We start from the raw sequence: 17,276 nt of genomic DNA, 5'->3' as shown, positions 1-17,276 counted from the left end.
AAATGCAGAAGAAACAGCAACTTTGCATTTTGGGTGCTACCGGATCAATCGGCGTATCAACGCTGGACGTGGTCGCCAGACACCCAGAACGCTATGGCATTTTTGCCCTGACAGCCCATAGTCAGGTGAAAAAACTGGCCGAACAGTGCCAGCAATTCAGTCCCAGGGTTGTCGTCGTTGGCAGTGCGGCTGCGGCGGATGAACTGGCTGGCCTGCTGAAGCAAAAACAATTGGCGCATATCCAGATCATGCATGGCCCAGAGGCGCTATGCGCGGTTGCCGCGGCCAGCGAGTGTGACAGTGTCATGGCAGCGATAGTCGGCGCGGCTGGTTTGCCAGCCTCTTTGGCGGCAGCAAAAGCAGGCAAGAAGGTATTGCTGGCAAATAAAGAAGCATTGGTCATGTCAGGGCAATTATTTATTGATGCCATACATGCCAGTGGTTCTGCTTTGCTGCCCATTGATAGCGAGCATAACGCGATTTTTCAATGTCTTCCCAGAAATTATGACCGTCATCCTGAGCGGCACGGCATATATAAAATTCTGCTGACCGCATCTGGCGGCCCATTTTTGCACCGTGATGTCGCTACGCTGACAGATGTCACGCCTGAGCAGGCGGTTGCGCATCCGAACTGGGTGATGGGGCGCAAGATTTCGGTTGATTCTGCCACCATGATGAACAAGGGTCTCGAAGTAATCGAGGCGCATTGGCTGTTTGCCACGCCGGCCGACCAGATTGATGTCGTCATCCACCCGCAAAGTGTCATTCATTCCATGGTGTCTTATACAGATGGTTCTGTCATGGCGCAGCTGGGCAACCCGGATATGCGCACACCTATCGCCTATGGTCTGGCCTATCCTGAGCGTATAGACTCCGGTGTCGCACCACTGGATTTGCTGAAGGTGGCCAGTCTGCATTTCGAAGCGCCAAACCTGGAACGCTTCCCTTGCCTGAGGCTGGCCTATGAAGCATTGCGTACAGGTCAATCTGCGCCAACAATATTGAACGCAAGTAATGAAGTCGCTGTCCAAGCATTTTTGGATAAAAGAATAGGCTTCCGCATGATCAATCAGATCATAGAGCGCAGTTTGAATAAAATGAGAGTGACGGAAACCCCGGATCTGGAAAGCATCCTCGCCTCAGATGCTGAGGCACGTGCAATTGCAGAGGCAATGATCCCGTCATGATCTGGCTACAAAATGCCCTGGCGTTTCTGGTGACCCTGAGTATCCTGGTGACCATACATGAACTTGGGCACTATCTTGTCGCACGCTGGTGCGGTGTCAAGGTGCTGCGGTTCTCTCTGGGCATGGGCAAGATTGTTTATTCCCGGCGTTTTGGTAAAGACCAGACCGAATGGGCAATTTCCATGTTGCCTCTTGGCGGTTACGTCAAAATGCTGGATGTGCGTGAACTTGGTGCAGACCAGATCGCCGCAGAAGATATGCCCAGAGAATTCTGCCGGCAATCAGTATGGAAGCGCATTGCCATCGTTGCAGCTGGCCCTATTGCAAATTTCCTGTTGGCAATTGTGCTGTATGCGGCATTGTTCTTGCATGGAGTGCCTGAGCCTGTAGCAAAGATACGCCTGGCTTCTGCTGCGTCCATTGCCTATCAGGCAGGGTTGCGCCATGGAGACTTGATCACGGCGGTGAATAATGAGAAGGTGCAGAGTTGGTCAGAAGTCAGGTGGAAACTGATACAGGCGGGTATGTCAGATGCCAATCCACTAGTCGATGTAGAACGGGCCAACCCTGACAGGTCTGGGAGCATTTCCCGATTGTCGGTTGAGTTGCCGTTGAAACGTTTAAGTGATAAAGAGCTGGAAAGTGATTTTTTTAACGCCCTGGGATTTAACCTGGCAGGTAGCCCTGAAGTCGTTTTTGAAGACCTTCAGGCAGATAGTCCGGCGTTGAAAGCTGGTTTGCAGGCAGGGGACCGCATACTTGAAATAAACCACAGGCCATTGCTCGACATTATTGATTTCAGGCAAGTCGTCAACGCGAACGCCAATAAGCCGTTGAAGCTATTGGTGCAAAGAAAACAAAATGAATTTGAAGTCGATGTAACTCCCGTATCACAAGACTTGAATGGTCATACAGTTGGTTTGTTGAAAGTGAAGTTAAAGCCCATGACTTCTGAAATGACCCTGGTTCAGGCTTCAGCTTTGGGTGCTTTTAGCAAGGCAGTCGAAAAAACCTGGGACACCAGTTATTTTAGTCTTAAGATGCTGGGCAAAATGTTGGTGGGAAAAATTTCCTGGAAGAACATAACCGGGCCATTGACGATTGCAGATTATGCTGGGCAAACATCGCGATCCAGTCCAATAAGTTATATAAGTTTCATCGCTTTGATCAGTATTAGCCTTGGTGTGATGAATTTGCTACCCATCCCGGTTTTGGATGGGGGGCATTTGTTGTATTATTCGCTGGAAGTTTTGACGGGGAAACCTTTGCAAGAACGTTTCATCGAAATGGCGCAACGTGCCGGAGTTTTTCTGCTATTGACCATGATGGCAATAGCTTTTTTTAATGACATCGTCCGACTAATGTCATAATAGTCGGCTTGATGACAGAAACTCATTTCAGATAGCAATATTGAGAGTATTGAAAGAAATTTATACCCAATGAAATTACATATCGAGCAGTTCACTTTAGCCCATTTTCGTCGTCATGCCTTGTCTTTGGCAGCGTTTGCACTCTGCACCGGGAATGCATACGCAGTTGAGCCATTTACCGTCAAGGATATACGCGTAGAAGGTTTGCAACGGACGGAGGCTGGTACTGTATTTAGCTATTTGCCTGTCAAGGTTGGCGAGGTTTTTGATGACGCAAAAAGTACCACTGCGATCAAATCCCTGTATGCGACAGGTTTCTTTAAAGATGTTCAGATTGAAGTGCAGGATGGTGTGCTGGTCGTCTTGCTGGAAGAACGTCCTACTATCGCCGGTGTGGAATTCACGGGCACCAAAGAATTTGAAAAAGAAGCCCTGGTCAAGGCACTCAAAGATATTGGCGTGGGTGAATCACGCATTTTTGATAAAGCCACCGTTGACCGTGCAGAACAGGAATTGAAACGCCAGTACCTGTCCAAAGGCTTGTATGGCATGCACATCACCACAACGATCACGCCGATAGAGCGCAATCGTGTCAATGTGACTTTTGCCGTTGACGAAGGTGATGTCGCAAAAATTGCACAGATCAATATTATCGGTAATAAAGCGTTTTCAGATGGCGAAATCCGTGAATTGCTGACTTTGACGACACCAGGCTGGTTCACCTGGTACACCAAGGCAGATCAGTATTCCAAGCAAAAACTGTCTGGTGATATAGAAACATTGCGTTCTTTTTACCAGAACCGTGGTTATCTGGAAATGCAAATTCTGTCTACCCAGATTTCCATTACCCCCGATAAAAAAGACATTTACATCACCATCAATCTGGAAGAGGGCGACAAGTATACTGTTTCCGATATCAAGCTTGAAGGCGATACCATGGGGCGTGAAGAAGAACTCGCGTCATTGTTGCTGCTCAGAAAAGGCAATATCTACAATGCGGCACGTCTGACGGAAAGCACCAAGCGTATTTCCGAGCGTATGGGTAATTTTGGTTATGCCTTTGCCAATGTGAATGCCAATCCTGTGCTGGACAAGGAAAAGAAAGAAGTTGCATTTACCATTTTTGTCGATCCAGGCAAGCGTGTTTATGTTCGCCGTATCAACCTGGCAGGCAATACCCGTACCCGTGATGAAGTTATTCGTCGTGAATTCCGTCAGTTTGAAAGTTCCTGGTATGACGGCGAGAAAATCAAGGCTTCACGTGACCGCGTAGAACGTCTTGGTTATTTCAAGGACGTAACGATAGAAACACCGGAAGTGCCAACCAGTGTTGATCAGGTTGACGTGAATTTGTCCGTTACTGAAAAACCGACAGGTAACCTGCTGTTTGGTGCTGGTTATTCGAATGCTGAAAAATTGACACTGACTGGTTCTATCCAGCAGGCAAATGCATTTGGTAGTGGTGATACGATAGGCCTGGATATCAATACCAGTAGCCAGAATCGTACGATCGCCGTTGCCCATACCGACCCTTATTTTACCGATGATGGTGTCAGCCGCAATATCGAGGCCTACATCCGTACGACCCGTCCTATTATCGGTAGCATAGGCGATTATAAAATCCAGACGACAGGTGGTGCCTTGCGTTTTGGCGTACCATTCTCTGAGGTTGATACTGTCTTCTTTGGTCTGGGTTTTGAGCGTACCAAAGTAGAAACCTATTTTGGCAGCCCCTATCGCTACCTGAAATATGTTGCTGACTATGGCAATGGCTCCAAGGATAGTTTGGATGTGGCCTATGGTGTTGGCGAAGCTGTCACCAATTCTTATCCACTGACTGCCGCATGGCAAAGAGATAGTCGCGATAGCGTGCTGACCCCGACAATCGGTCGTTATCAGCGTGCCAATCTGGAATTGTCTGCCGTAGGTAGCTTCAAGTATTACCGCGCGATTTATAATGCCCAATTGTTCCAGCCTGTTTATCGTTCTGTTGTCCTCGCCTTGAATGGTGAGTTTGACTATGGTCACGGTCTGGGTGGCAAGCCTTACCCCTTGTTCAAGAACTTCTATGCAGGTGGTATCGGTTCTGTACGTGGCTATGAGCCTTCTTCTTTGGGAACCAAGGATCCTAATGGTGATGCGCTGGGTGGTGCGACAAGATTGCTGGGTAATGTAGAATTACAGATTCCTTTCCCGGGAGCCGACAAATCGCTACGCTGGTTCACTTTCGTGGATGGCGGCAATGTGTTTGACGAAGGACAAAAAGTTCGTGCCAAAGATTTGCGCTTTTCAGCGGGTATAGGTATAAGCTGGATATCACCAGTTGGCCCATTGAAATTGAGCTTCGGCAAGGCACTCAATGCCAAACCGGAAGACAAGAAACAGGCATTCCAGTTCCAGATGGGAACCGGGTTCTGATTTTGCTATAGTGCCCTTATTTGTTTTAGTACGTGTTACGGAGATTATTTTGAGTCAACATACTACCCCGACCAAATTGTTGCAACGCTTGATGGTTTGTGCGGCTTGCGTTTTCAGCGTTGCTCAGGCCCAGGCACAAGAGTCCAGAATTGCGATTTTTGACTCTCAAAGGGTCATCCGTGAGTCGGTACCGGCAAAAGCTGCTGAAGCAAAACTGAAGGTAGAATTCTCCAAACGCGGCGAAGAACTGGAAAATCTGGCGAAAAAGATCAAGGCCATGGCTGAAAAACTGGATAAAGATGCACCAGTTCTGTCAGAGTCTGACCGTATCAAGCGCCAGCGTGAAATTACTGAACTGGATCAGGACTTCAAGCGCAAACAGCGTATTTTCAATGAAGACCTGAGCCAGCGTCAAAATGAAGAAATTGCAGCCCTGGTTGAACGTGCGCAAAAAGCTATCAAGCAAATCGCTGAAGCCGAGAAAATTGATGTTGTCTTGCAAGACGTCGTGTATTCCAATCCGCGCATCGATATTACTGACAAAGTTTTGAAAGCGCTTTCCAAATAATTCCTATGACCACGAGCATTCGGCTGGGTGAATTGGTCGATCGCTTCGGTGGTCAGTTGATCGGTTCACCGGATGTTGCTGTGATTGGTATTGCGCCCCTGAGCGAAGCCAGCGAACAGCACATCACATTCTTATCCAATCCCAAATTACGTCATCAGCTTGCTGCCAGCCGTGCTGCGGCTGTCATATTGACTAAGGCAGACTTTGAGCAAATCGGCAAAGACTATGCTGGCGCCTGTATTGTTGCCGCCAGCCCGTATGTCTATTTTGCCCGCGCAGCCCAGCATTTTGCCGCCATCAATGCCATTCCCGCCGAGGCGGGCGTGCATCCAAGTGCGTGGGTCAGCCCGCAGGCGGTGATTGCCGCTACAGCCAGTATTGGTCCTAACGTCAGCATAGACGCTGAAGCGGTAATTGGTGAGCATGTCGTCATCAAGGCGGGTGCTGTAATTGGGCGGGGTGTCAGTATCGGTGACCATAGCCTGATACATGCCAATGCCAGCATTTACGATTATTGTGTTCTTGGTCGGCATTGCATTATTCATTCTGGTGCCGTGATAGGTGCCGATGGTTTTGGCTTTGCCAATGAAAAAGGCCAATGGATCAAAATCCCGCAAACGGGCAGGGTGGTGATTGGTGATGACGTGGAAATCGGTGCCAATACCAGCGTAGACCGCGGTGCACTGGCAGATACGATTATTGAAGACGGCGTAAAGCTCGATAACCAGATACAGATAGGGCATAACTGCCATATCGGCGCACATACTGCCATGGCAGGCTGCGTAGGGGTGGCAGGCAGTGCCAAAATCGGCAAGTATTGTACGTTTGGTGGTGCCGCCATGGTGCTGGGTCACCTGACCATCGTTGATAATGTGCATATTTCTTCCGCCAGCATGGTATCGCGTTCCATACTGGAACCTGGGCAATATACGGGCTTCTATCCGCTCGCCAAAAATGCCGATTGGGAAAAAACTGCGGCTATCGTGCGCAATTTGTCTGGCATGCGTGAAAAAATTCGCTACCTTGAAAAAACAATTAAAACATTGACTGAAAAAGATCATGAATAGTCTCAACATAAATCAAATTAAAGAATATTTGCCGCATCGCTACCCGATGTTGCTGGTCGATCGCGTGCTTGACTGGGAGTTGGGTAAAAGCATTGTCGCCATCAAGAATGTGACCGCCAATGAAGAGTTTTTTAATGGCCATTTCCCGAATAAGCCGGTCATGCCTGGCGTGCTGATGATAGAAGCGATGGCGCAGACTGCGGCCATACTGTCATTTCTGACCATGGGACAAAAGCCGGATGAAAATACCATTGTTTATTTTCTGGGTATTGACGGTGCGCGTTTCAAGCGCCCGGTTGAACCTGGTGACCAGTTGAAGATGGAAGTTGAAATCATCAAGGTCGCGCGTGGCATCTGGAAATACAAGGCAAAAGCAACGGTGGATGGTCAACTGGCTGTCGAAGGCGAGTTGATGTGCACCATGCGTACGAAAGATGAAGCCAGGGAGGCATAATGCTTATTCACCCGACTGCTCTGGTTGATGCCAGCGCGAAACTCGATAGTAGTGTTGAAGTTGGTGCGTATAGCATCATCGGCCCCAATGTGTCGATTGATGCCGGTACCAAGATCGGCCCGCATGTTGTTATCGAAGGTCATACGACGATAGGGCGTAACAATACGCTGTATCAGTTTTCATCGATAGGTGCTGCACCACAGGACAAAAAATATGCCGGTGAACCTACGCGTCTGGAAATTGGTAACAATAATGTGATACGCGAGTTTTGTACCTTCAATCTGGGGACGGTGCAGGACAATGGCGTGACCCGCCTGGGCAATGACAACTGGATTATGGCCTACGTCCATCTGGCGCATGATTGTCAGGTTGGCAATAACGTCATTTTCGCCAATAACGCGGCACTGGCCGGGCATGTGCATGTCGGTGACTGGGTGATTTTGGGAGGTTTCACCAATATTCACCAGTTCTGCAAAGTCGGCCCGCACGCCATGTGCGGCATGGGTACATCCCTGTTGCAGGATGTGCCACCGTTTGTCATGCTGAACGGCAATCCGGCAGCAGCCCACGGCATCAATGTGGAAGGCCTGAAGCGTCGCGGCTTTAGTCGTGAACAGATTTCGGCAATACGCCAGTCCTATAAATTGATTTACAAATCCGGTTTGACGCTGGAAGAGGCCAAACAGGCACTGGATCAGCAATTGGCAGATTTGCCAGTTGATGAGACGGCGAACGTCCATTTGATGCGTGATTTTCTCGACGCAGCATCGCGCGGCATTGTTCGTTAAATTGGCACCGTGACAAATCGACCGATTATTGCCATGGTGGCTGGAGAAACTTCCGGCGACATGCTGGCCAACCGCCTGCTGTCCGGCTTGCGCCAGTCTTTGCCTGATGCGCATATGCATGGCATCGGTGGCCCCAGGATGGCTGAATATGGCTTTGTCAATGACTGGCCTATGGATAAACTGTCTGTACGTGGCCTGTTTGAAGTGCTGGCACATTACCGCGAAATTTCCGGTATACGCAAGCAATTGCGGCAGCAGTTGCTTGACGAAAAGCCGGATGTCTTCATCGGTGTCGATGCACCTGATTTCAATCTTGACCTTGAAATCCAGTTAAAGCGTGCAGGTATTCCGACCATGCATTACATCAGCCCCTCCATCTGGGCCTGGCGTGGCGGGCGCATTAAAAAAATTGCTGAAGCCGTTTCGCATATGTTGGTGGTGTTTCCGTTTGAAGAGGCGATTTATCGCGAAGCCGGTATCCCGGCTACCTATGTTGGTCATCCGCTGGCGCAGGTGATCCCCATGGCGCCAGACATGGTGGCGGCACGGGATGAACTTGGGCTGGATCAGGCTGCAAAAGTCGTGACTATCCTGCCTGGCAGCCGCATGTCAGAACTTAAATACAATACCGAAGCCTTTATCCAGACAGCCAGAATTCTTTGCCAGCGCGATCCGCATTTGCAGATCGTTGTCCCCATGGCTGGTGAAAAGCAGCGTAGCTATTACATCAAACTGGTGGTGGATGCCAAACTCGATGGTGTACCCGTATTGCTGATTGATGGCCGCTCCCATCTGGCGATTGCTGCGGCTGACGCGGTACTGGTTGCTTCCGGTACCGCTTCGCTGGAAGTTGCCTTGTTCAAGAAGCCTATGGTTATCGCTTACAAGATGATGGAAGCCTCATGGCAAATTTTGCGCCATATGGGCTACCAGCCGTGGATAGGCTTGCCAAATATCCTGGCACGTGAATTTCTGGTTCCCGAATTTTTGCAGTCGGCAGCCAGGCCCGAAGCCATGGCTGATGCCATCTGGCAGCAATTAAACGATACGGCTCTACAAGACAGGCTCAGACAGCGCTTTATCGACATGCATCATTCGCTGTTGCGTGACACGGCCAACGTCTCTGCCCAAGCCGTATTACAATTGATTTCTGCGCGCTGAGCTTCCGTTTTTTGACTGGTGCGGCCTGATGTCACCTGATCGCTGGTTTACTGCGCGATCAGGAAAACTTCCCTTTAGATTGCCTTAGCATGTACGTTGATTCTCACTGCCATATTAATTTTCCTGAATTAGCCATCCGCTTGCCAGAAATACTGAGCAAAATGCAAGAGAATGGTGTTAGCCATGCACTCTGCGTTTCCGTGGATTTGCCAGACTTTCCTCAAGTCCTGGCTTTGGCGGAACAATATCCCCACATTTATGCTTCAGTGGGCGTGCATCCTGATTATGAAGAAACCGAAGAGCCCAGTGCAGAGCAGCTGGTCAGGTTGGCTGATCATGAAAAAATCATTGCCATAGGCGAAACTGGCCTTGACTATTTCCGTCTCAAAGGGGACCTGGAATGGCAGCGCGAACGCTTCAGGCAGCATATCCGTGCTTCACGCCTGTGCCGCAAGCCTTTGATTATCCATACCAGGGCGGCAGCCGGAGATACTATCCGTATTTTGAAGGAGGAGGGTGCAGGTGTTGATCAGGGCGGCGTTGCTGGTGTCATGCATTGTTTTACCGAATCACTGGAGGTTGCTTTAGCTGCGGTTGATCTTGGTTTTTATATCTCTTTCTCAGGCATACTGACGTTCAAGAGTGCCAGAGACTTACAGGCGGTAGCCAAAGCGATACCGCTTGAGCGTATCCTGATTGAAACGGATTCTCCTTACCTTGCCCCTGCACCACATCGTGGCAAGATGAACGAGCCTGGCTTTGTGAGGCATGTCGGTGAATTTCTGGCCGATTTGAAGGGCGTCTCAGTAAAGGATGTGCAAACTGCCACAACAGAGAATTTTTTCAGGCTTTTCCAATTCGCCCATTGAAGGCTTACATGCCAATGTTCATGCCAGTTATTCTGCTTTGTGACCGCAAGCTGCGTTTTGTCAATTATCTCTGCGGCCTTGCTGTTTTACTGCTATTGATTTCATCGCCATTTGCCAGCGCAAATACCTATGATGATTTTTTGTTTGCCGTCAAATTTGATAATGCCAGGGATGTCAAAGAGTTGCTGGTAAAAGGTGTTGATGTCAATTCCGTCGAAGCCGTGCGTGGCGAAACCGTATTGATGATTGCATTGCGTGAAAAATCCATGAAAGTGTTCAATGTGCTGCTCGCGCATGAAGATATCAAGCTGGAAGCGCGTGCCACCAATGGCGATACTGCCCTGATGCTGGCCAGTTACCTGAATAATCTGCCTGCGGTAAAAGCCCTGATTGAACGCGGCGCAGAAATTAACCAGCCGGGCTGGACAGCCTTGCATTACGCAGCTGCCAGCGGCAGCAAAGATATAGTCGCACTGTTGCTGGAAAAGTCTGCCTACATCGATACCGAGTCGCCAAATAAAACCACACCATTGATGATCGCGACACGTTCTGGCAGCCTTGATACGATTGCTTTATTACTGGATGAAGGTGCTGATCCGCATTTGAAAAATGACCTTGGATTGACAGCCCTCGATTTTGCGAAAGAGGCGGAGCAAAGAGAAATTGCAGCACTGCTGACAGAGCGCATGAAAGTCGTCAAAAAATAAGATTTTGCTTTGCAATATCTTGCCTGCAAAACTCAGTCTATGTTAAAGTTCGCGCATCTCATTTTTGGAGCACATTCTGTGGACAGTTATAGTTGTCGATCTTCATTCAACATGGCAATGTAAGCACAGAAATCCTCTTGCTACCTTGCCATTTTTGGCGGGTAGTAGTCTCCCGCAGCCAGCGTGCTGCTCCTCCTACTTACCCAATTTATTGATTTACGTGTAAGGCTACAACTGAAGTTGGCTAGCCTGCGGCTGACAATAGCATTTTCTGCCCTCACGTATCTGATCTTTGTCATCCTGTTGATGACAGGAGAGGTAGTATGTCATTTATTTCTTGCACTTTTAAGACTGACAAAACCGGTAAGACCGACATGAGGGGTATGCATGTTTGAATTGTTCCGTCTTCAGTCACACGATACCGTCGCTGAAAGCAAGGGCCCAAATCGCTGGGACTGGGCATTATTGCCCCTGGTTCTGGCGGTATTGGGAATTTTTGCTTTTGCCGCGATGCAGATGAGTCGTCCTTTTTCTGTCGGCGAGACTTTGCAGATTTCGCTGGAACCGCTGTACCTGCCGTATTACCTCTTGCGTACCATTTTGCGCATGTTCACCGCGCTGGCTTTCTCATTGTTGTTCAGTCTCTTGTTTGCGGCGATTGCCGCCAAATATGCGGCGGCGGAGAAAATCATGATACCGGCGCTGGATATCTTGCAATCCGTGCCCATTCTTGGTTTCCAGGCGATTGCAATAGCGCCGTTTATTGCGCTGTTCCCTGGTAATTTACTGGGTGTGGAATGCGCAGCAGTATTTGCGATTTTTACATCGCAAGCCTGGAACATGGCATTCAGCCTGTATCAGTCTATACGCAATGTACCAGCGGAATTGCAGGAAGCGGCACAGATTTTCAGACTGTCGGGCTGGCAGCGTTTCTGGCGCCTTGAATTACCCTTCGCCATGCCCGGTCTGCTGTGGAATATGATGATGTCGATGTCTGGCGGCTGGTTCTTCCTGGTGGCGGCGGAAGCCATTTCTGTGGCGGGACAAGACATCAAGCTGCCGGGCATCGGTTCCTACATTGCCGTGGCAATTGAGGCGCGTAATGGCGTGGCAATTGCCTGGGCGATTGCTGCCATGCTGATTGGTATCCTGCTTTATGACCAGTTGTTCTTCCGCCCCTTATTAGCCTGGGCAGATAAATTCCGTTTTGAAGAATCGCAAGGTGACACGGCACAGCAATCCTGGTTGCTGGACTGGATGCGCAATAGTCGCTGGTTCAGGGAATGGGCAGCAAGATTGTGGACTTTCCTTGGTCGCGGTTTATCCTGGTTCAGTGTACGTGGAGATGGCACCTCAGAACGTGGGCCAAAACGCTTCCTGCATCCGGCCTGGTCGAAGGTCTGGGATGTGCTCGTCATTCTGGCTGCGGTATTTGCCATGTACCGTCTGGGCAGCTTCATCCATAGCAATGTTGGCTGGGGTGAGGTTTTGCATGTTACCGGCCTGGGCCTGATTACCCTGGTGCGCGTGATGCTTCTGATTGCGCTTGCTTCGCTGGTATGGGTGCCGGTGGCTGTGTGGATAGGCTTACGACCACAATATTCGCAAAAGGTACAGGCCATCGCGCAATTTTTAGCGGCTTTCCCGGTTAACCTGATGTTTCCACTGGTTGTATTTGCCATGGTCACGTTCAATCTGACTCCCAATATCTGGTTAAGCCCTTTGATGGTGTTTGGCACGCAGTGGTATATCTTGTTCAATGTGGTGGCAGGTGCTGCCACGATACCAAATGAATTGCGTCTGGCAGCAGATAACCTGGGTTTAAAAGGTTGGCTGAAATGGAAGCGTGTGTATTTGCCAGCGGTCTTCCCCAGCTATATCACCGGTGCGATCACCGCCAGTGGTGGCTCATGGAATGCCAGCATCGTTGCCGAATATGTGACCTGGGGTAAAACCACGCTGATTGCTGATGGCCTGGGTAGTTATATCAAGCAGATGACTGAAGCAGGCGACTTTCACCGTATCGCTTTGGGTATCGGCGTCATGTGCGTTTTTGTGATGTTGCTGAACCGTTTTTTCTGGCGCAAATTGTATTTGCTGGCGGAAGATCATACCAATTAAGCATGGTAAGGAATGAAGATGAATCAACAAGTAATCAATCAAAATGCCTTGAATCAAAATACCTTGCTTGACCTGCATCAGGTGGGCAAGTCTTTCAAGGCTGCCGATGGTAAATCCCGTATCGTCCTGGACAAGGTCGATTTTCAGCTGAAAAATGGCGAAATCGTCGCCTTGCTCGGTAAATCCGGTTCTGGCAAATCGACCTTATTGCGCATCATGGCGGGGTTGATATCCGCTGATGGTGGCAAGGTCGCGTATCGCGATAAATCCATTTCCGGGCCTGTCGCTGGCATTGCCATGGTGTTCCAGTCGTTTGCCCTGTTCCCCTGGTTAACCGTGCAGCAGAATGTCGAACTGGGTCTGGAGGCGCAGGGTGTGCCCGCGGCCGAACGCGAGCAAAGGGCCGACGCCGTGCTGGAGCTGATCGGCCTTGCCGGGTTTGGCGGTGCCTTACCGCGCGAATTGTCAGGTGGCATGAAACAGCGTGTCGGTATTGCCCGTGCATTGGTCACCAATCCTGATGTCTTGCTGATGGATGAAGCTTTTTCTGCACTTGATGTCTTGACCGGTGAAACCCTGCGTAACGACATGCTGGAATTATGGGAAGAAGATCGCATTTCTACCAAGGGTATCTTGATCGTCTCGCATAATATTGAAGAAGCCGTCATGATGGCTGACCGCATTATTATTCTTTCCAGCGATCCAGGCACAGTGCGTTGTGAGATAAAAATCGATTTGCCAAGGCCGCGTGATGTGGATTCTGTCGAAGTGCGCGCCCTCATTGATGAAGTGTATGGCCTGATGACCATGCGTGCCACGCATGAAGTGGCGGCAGATGCACCAACGGCACGCCATCTTGGCTACCGCCTGCCGGAAACCGATGTCAGTCGTATTGAAGGCGTGCTCGATTTATTGGCAGAAGCACCGTTCAATGGCCGTGCCGACTTGCCGAAACTGGCAGAAGAAACAGAATTGTCCGATGAAGAATTGTTCCCTACCTATGAAGCCCTGAGCCTGCTGGGTTTTGCCATACTGGAAAAGGGCGATATTATCCTCACGCCTTTGGGCAAAAAATACGTCGAGGTAGAGCAAGCCCAGAAACAGGAATTATTTGGTCAGCAATTGCTGACGCATGTACCCCTGGCAGCGCACATCCGTCGCAATCTGGAAAGCGAAGTCAATGGCAGCCTGTCGGAACAGCCTTTGATTGATCTGCTGGAAGAATTCCTGAAAGCGGATGAAGCCAAACGGGTACTGGAAGTTGCTATCGAATGGGGGCGCTATGGCGAAGTCTATGAATATGATTATCATACTGGCCGCCTGACCTTACCAGAGACGAATGAAGAGTAAATTTTTTTGCAGCAACGACAGCATGCAGTAGATGTTTTTAACAAAAATCCCTGCTGCTGACGGTCAATTGTCCCAGAAGATGCGTCATATCCACCAACCGCTTGGCGACCAGGTGACGCACTTCTTCTTCACACTGCCAGATACCATACACGCCCAGTAAGCCCGCATTCAATACTTCGCGCCGCTGTTTTTCCAGCAATGAAGGCCAGATAATCACACTGACCGGGCCGGTTTCATCTTCTATGGTAATGAATATCACGCCATTGGCTGAGCCGGGACGCTGCCTGCCCGTGACCAGTCCGCAGCCGCGGGCAAACTGCCCCTGCTGAAAGGTATTGAGCATTTCTGCTGGCAAGAAACGTTTTGCCAATAATTGTGGTCGTAATAAGGCCAGTGGATGACGCTGCAAGGTAAAACCCATGCTGCGGTAATCGCTATGGACTTCCTGTGCTTCGGAAGGTGCTTTCAGTGCAGGAATTTGCTCTTGTATGCTGGTTGGTCGTAACAAGTCTTTGTCTGGCAGGGAGCCGGCCGCTTGCCATAGCGCCTGACGTCGATGCCCTGCCAGGGAAACCAGGGCATTACCGGCAGCCAGCACCTGTAATTCATGCTGGTTTAACTGCGCACGCTTCGCCAGATCTCCTACATCCATGAAGGCAGCTTCACTGCGCGCCTGTTGGATGCGTAAGGCCGCGTCTTCTGAAATACCGCTTAACAGGGATAGGCCCGTGCGCACTGCGGATTGTACGGTGCCGGTAAAGCGGTTCACAGTGCTGGTGTCGCCTGGCTCCAGCGAAGAGTCCCACTGGCTATGCTGCACATCGATCGGCCTGACCTGCACATCATGGCGACGCGCATCCTGTATCAATTGCGAGGGTGAATAAAACCCCATGGGCTGTGAATTCAGCAGTGAACACAAAAACACCGCCGGTTCATGACGTTTGATCCAGCTGCTGAAATAGGCCAGCATGGCAAAGCTGGCAGAATGGCTTTCAGGAAAACCATAATCGCCAAAACCCTTCATCTGTTCAAAAATGGATTCTGCAAACTCCTGCGCATAATTATTCTTGACCATGTTGTGGACTATTTTGTCCCTGAAGCCTTCAAGCCCGCCTTTACGTTTCCAGGCCGCCATGGCGCGGCGTAATTCATCGGCTTCACCTACCGTAAAATCGGCGGCCAGCATGGCAATCTGCATGACCTGTTCCTGGAATATAGGCACACCCAGTGTACGTGCCAGGGCAGCACGCATGGCGGGATTTTGATGTTCTTCAATCTTTTGTTTGCCTTGCCGTCTTTGCAGATAAGGGTGGACCATGTTGCCTTGTATGGGCCCTGGGCGGACGATCGCCACCTGTACCACCAGGTCATAAATCTGTCTTGGTCGCAAGCGTGGCAACATGCTCATCTGAGCGCGCGATTCAATCTGAAATACCCCGATGGTATCGGCCTTGCAGATCATGTCATAGGTGATCGGGTCTTCCCTGGGGATATCCTGCAAGCATGCAGGCTTGTCTGGCAAAGTCGCCATTAAATCAAGGGCTCGTCGCAATGCCGACAGCATGCCCAGTGCCAGCACGTCTACCTTCAACAAACCCAGGGATTCCAGATCGTCCTTGTCCCACTGGATGACACTGCGATTCACCATTGCCGCATTTTCTATGGGAACCAGGCGGGACAACTTGTGGCGGGCGATGACAAAGCCACCAGTGTGCTGTGACAAATGGCGCGGGAAATTGATCAGTTGTTTTGTCAGCGAAGCCCATTGCCGGGCCACGCTGGAATCGGCATCCAGCCCGCATTCCGCAAAGCGTTTCAATAATTCTTGCTTGCTGTCAAACCAGCGATGCGATTTGGCGACTGCATCGACGATGCTCAGATCTATTCCCAGCGCTTTTCCAACATCGCGCAGGGCACCTCGCGGCCGATAGGTATGAACGGCCGCTGCCAGTGCGGCGCGGTCCCGTCCATATTTGTTATACACATATTGCATGACTTCTTCGCGCCGCTGGTGCTCAAAGTCGACGTCGATATCAGGTGGTTCGCCCCTTTCCCTGGACAGAAAACGCCCAAATAAAAGTGTATGGGTTTCCGGGTTGACCTCTGTTATATGCAGGCAATAGCAGACCACGGAATTGGCTGCCGAGCCACGACCCTGACAAAGAATGCCATTGTTTCTTGCGAACTGGACGATATCGAATACCGTCAGAAAATAGGATTCATAAGCCAGTTCATTGATCAGATGCAGTTCCTGTTCTATCCTGGCCGCGAGGCCAGGTGGCAAGCCTTGTGGATAACGCAAGGCTGCGCCTTTATAGACCTCAACCCGCAAATAACTGGCAGGTGTATGCCCCTTGGGTACCACTTCATCGGGATACTCATAACGTAATTCCGTGAGTGAAAATTTGCATAAACTGGCGATATACAATGTTTCGGCCAATGCCTGTCGCGGATAAATATTGGCAAGCCGCAGGCGCGACCGCAAATGCTGTTCTGCATTGATGGACAGTGCATAACCACATTCTGGAATTGGCTTGCCAATGCGGATTGCCGTCATGGTGTCTTGCAGAGGCTTGCACGAGCGCACATGCATGCTTACCTGGCCGATGGCAACAACAGGCAAGGCCAGTTCTTCCGCGCATAGATAGATTTGCTGCTTCTGGTATTCGTCAGCCATTTGCATGAGCAGATTCAAACCTATCCAGGCGCGTTTGGGGAAAGTCTTTGCCAGCCAGTTTGCCTGTGCCATCAGAATAGCCGGCCTTACCGGATATTCTGGCACCAGTATCATGAGGCAGTCAGGCAAGCCGCGCAGGTGTTGTAATGTTGGGGGTGGGTCAATGAAATCCTGCGTGGTCAGCAGATAATGACCTTTGCTGCTGCGTCCACGTGCCAGAGTGATCAGCTCGGATAAATTGCCATAGCCTTCACGATTTTGTACCAGTGCGATGATATGCAACGCGGTTTCTGGTCTGTCTTCATCCTCAAGTTTGAAATGCGCGCCTATGATCAATGGTAGTTGTGTTTTTTTAGCTTCACTGTGCGCCCTGACCACGCCTGCTAGAGAGCATTCATCTGTAATTGCCAGGGCTGAATAAGCCATCGTGACAGCGCGACGCACCAATTCTTCTGCATGGGAAGCGCCATGCAAAAAACTGAAATTGGTCATGCAGAATAGCTCGGCATAATCTGGCAGGAAGGCGCTGTTCATGTTGA

13 protein-coding genes are annotated in these 17,276 nt (G+C 50.1%); 12 read left to right on the top strand and 1 reads right to left on the bottom strand.

Annotated features, from left to right (window positions below; all coding sequences use genetic code 11):
* The first annotated feature begins 2 nt into the window (after positions 1–2).
* The 12 genes from ispC (at position 3) to ACO0LH_RS21400 (ending at position 14,060) form a co-directional block, all read left to right on the top strand.
* Entirely contained in the window at positions 3–1,187 is a 1,185-nt protein-coding gene (gene ispC / locus ACO0LH_RS21455; protein ID WP_422943172.1) for a 1-deoxy-D-xylulose-5-phosphate reductoisomerase, read from the top strand.
* Positions 1,184–2,557: an RIP metalloprotease RseP gene (gene rseP, locus ACO0LH_RS21450; RefSeq protein ID WP_422943171.1), complete on the top strand. Its 1,374-nt coding sequence runs from the start codon at positions 1,184–1,186 to the stop codon at positions 2,555–2,557. Before ispC ends, rseP begins: the two co-directional genes overlap by 4 nt.
* Positions 2,558–2,626: 69 nt before the next feature.
* Positions 2,627–4,975, top strand: coding sequence for an outer membrane protein assembly factor BamA (gene bamA / locus ACO0LH_RS21445; protein WP_422943170.1), 2,349 nt, complete (start codon positions 2,627–2,629; stop codon positions 4,973–4,975).
* Positions 4,976–5,066: 91 nt separating this feature from the next.
* Positions 5,067–5,543 (top strand): OmpH family outer membrane protein, encoded by a 477-nt coding sequence (locus ACO0LH_RS21440; RefSeq protein WP_422943289.1) that lies wholly within the window; start codon positions 5,067–5,069, stop codon positions 5,541–5,543.
* A gap of 5 nt (positions 5,544–5,548) precedes the next feature.
* A complete protein-coding gene (lpxD, locus tag ACO0LH_RS21435) occupies positions 5,549–6,610 on the top strand; it encodes a UDP-3-O-(3-hydroxymyristoyl)glucosamine N-acyltransferase (protein WP_422943169.1) in 1,062 nt (353 codons plus the stop codon).
* Positions 6,603–7,064: a 3-hydroxyacyl-ACP dehydratase FabZ gene (fabZ, locus tag ACO0LH_RS21430; protein WP_422943168.1), complete on the top strand. Its 462-nt coding sequence runs from the start codon at positions 6,603–6,605 to the stop codon at positions 7,062–7,064. The genes lpxD and fabZ overlap by 8 nt, the downstream gene beginning before the upstream one ends.
* A complete protein-coding gene (gene lpxA, locus ACO0LH_RS21425) occupies positions 7,061–7,852 on the top strand; it encodes an acyl-ACP--UDP-N-acetylglucosamine O-acyltransferase (protein WP_422943288.1) in 792 nt (263 codons plus the stop codon). The genes fabZ and lpxA overlap by 4 nt, the downstream gene beginning before the upstream one ends.
* The gene (gene lpxB / locus ACO0LH_RS21420) at positions 7,853–9,013 is read left to right on the top strand and encodes a lipid-A-disaccharide synthase (protein ID WP_422943287.1); all 1,161 of its coding nucleotides are present in this window, start codon (positions 7,853–7,855) and stop codon (positions 9,011–9,013) included.
* Positions 9,014–9,102: 89 nt separating this feature from the next.
* Positions 9,103–9,882 (top strand): TatD family hydrolase, encoded by a 780-nt coding sequence (locus ACO0LH_RS21415; protein ID WP_422943167.1) that lies wholly within the window; start codon positions 9,103–9,105, stop codon positions 9,880–9,882.
* Positions 9,883–9,902: 20 nt separating this feature from the next.
* Positions 9,903–10,589: an ankyrin repeat domain-containing protein gene (locus tag ACO0LH_RS21410; RefSeq protein WP_422943166.1), complete on the top strand. Its 687-nt coding sequence runs from the start codon at positions 9,903–9,905 to the stop codon at positions 10,587–10,589.
* Positions 10,590–10,976: 387 nt separating this feature from the next.
* Positions 10,977–12,710 (top strand): ABC transporter permease, encoded by a 1,734-nt coding sequence (locus ACO0LH_RS21405; RefSeq protein WP_422943165.1) that lies wholly within the window; start codon positions 10,977–10,979, stop codon positions 12,708–12,710.
* Between the two features lie 18 nt (positions 12,711–12,728).
* Positions 12,729–14,060 carry an AAA-associated domain-containing protein gene (locus ACO0LH_RS21400; protein ID WP_422943164.1) on the top strand — a complete coding sequence of 444 codons (1,332 nt, stop codon included), beginning with the start codon at positions 12,729–12,731 and terminating at the stop codon, positions 14,058–14,060.
* 37 nt (positions 14,061–14,097) lie between these two features.
* On the opposite strand, the gene ACO0LH_RS21395 is transcribed toward ACO0LH_RS21400, so the two are convergent.
* Entirely contained in the window at positions 14,098–17,271 is a 3,174-nt protein-coding gene (locus tag ACO0LH_RS21395) for an error-prone DNA polymerase (protein ID WP_422943163.1), read from the bottom strand.
* Positions 17,272–17,276 lie beyond the last annotated feature (5 nt).

Origin of the sequence: Undibacterium sp. TJN19, assembly GCF_049339485.1 — a bacterium.
Classification (GTDB): Bacteria; Pseudomonadota; Gammaproteobacteria; order Burkholderiales; family Burkholderiaceae_D; genus Undibacterium.
This window is presented reverse-complemented; position numbering and strand designations above follow the sequence as displayed.

Excerpts from the sequence above, each read along its gene's own strand:
- ispC (WP_422943172.1), top strand. The coding sequence starts at position 3 with ATGCAGAAGAAACAGCAACTTTGCATTTTGGGTGCTACCGGATCAATC.
- rseP (WP_422943171.1), top strand. The coding sequence starts at position 1,184 with ATGATCTGGCTACAAAATGCCCTGGCGTTTCTGGTGACCCTGAGTATC.
- bamA (WP_422943170.1), top strand. The coding sequence starts at position 2,627 with ATGAAATTACATATCGAGCAGTTCACTTTAGCCCATTTTCGTCGTCAT.
- ACO0LH_RS21440 (WP_422943289.1), top strand. The coding sequence starts at position 5,067 with ATGGTTTGTGCGGCTTGCGTTTTCAGCGTTGCTCAGGCCCAGGCACAA.
- lpxD (WP_422943169.1), top strand. The coding sequence starts at position 5,549 with ATGACCACGAGCATTCGGCTGGGTGAATTGGTCGATCGCTTCGGTGGT.
- fabZ (WP_422943168.1), top strand. The coding sequence starts at position 6,603 with ATGAATAGTCTCAACATAAATCAAATTAAAGAATATTTGCCGCATCGC.
- ACO0LH_RS21415 (WP_422943167.1), top strand. The coding sequence starts at position 9,103 with ATGTACGTTGATTCTCACTGCCATATTAATTTTCCTGAATTAGCCATC.
- ACO0LH_RS21410 (WP_422943166.1), top strand. The coding sequence starts at position 9,903 with ATGCCAGTTATTCTGCTTTGTGACCGCAAGCTGCGTTTTGTCAATTAT.
- ACO0LH_RS21405 (WP_422943165.1), top strand. The coding sequence starts at position 10,977 with ATGTTTGAATTGTTCCGTCTTCAGTCACACGATACCGTCGCTGAAAGC.
- ACO0LH_RS21400 (WP_422943164.1), top strand. The coding sequence starts at position 12,729 with ATGAATCAACAAGTAATCAATCAAAATGCCTTGAATCAAAATACCTTG.
- ACO0LH_RS21395 (WP_422943163.1), bottom strand. The coding sequence starts at position 17,271 with ATGAACAGCGCCTTCCTGCCAGATTATGCCGAGCTATTCTGCATGACC.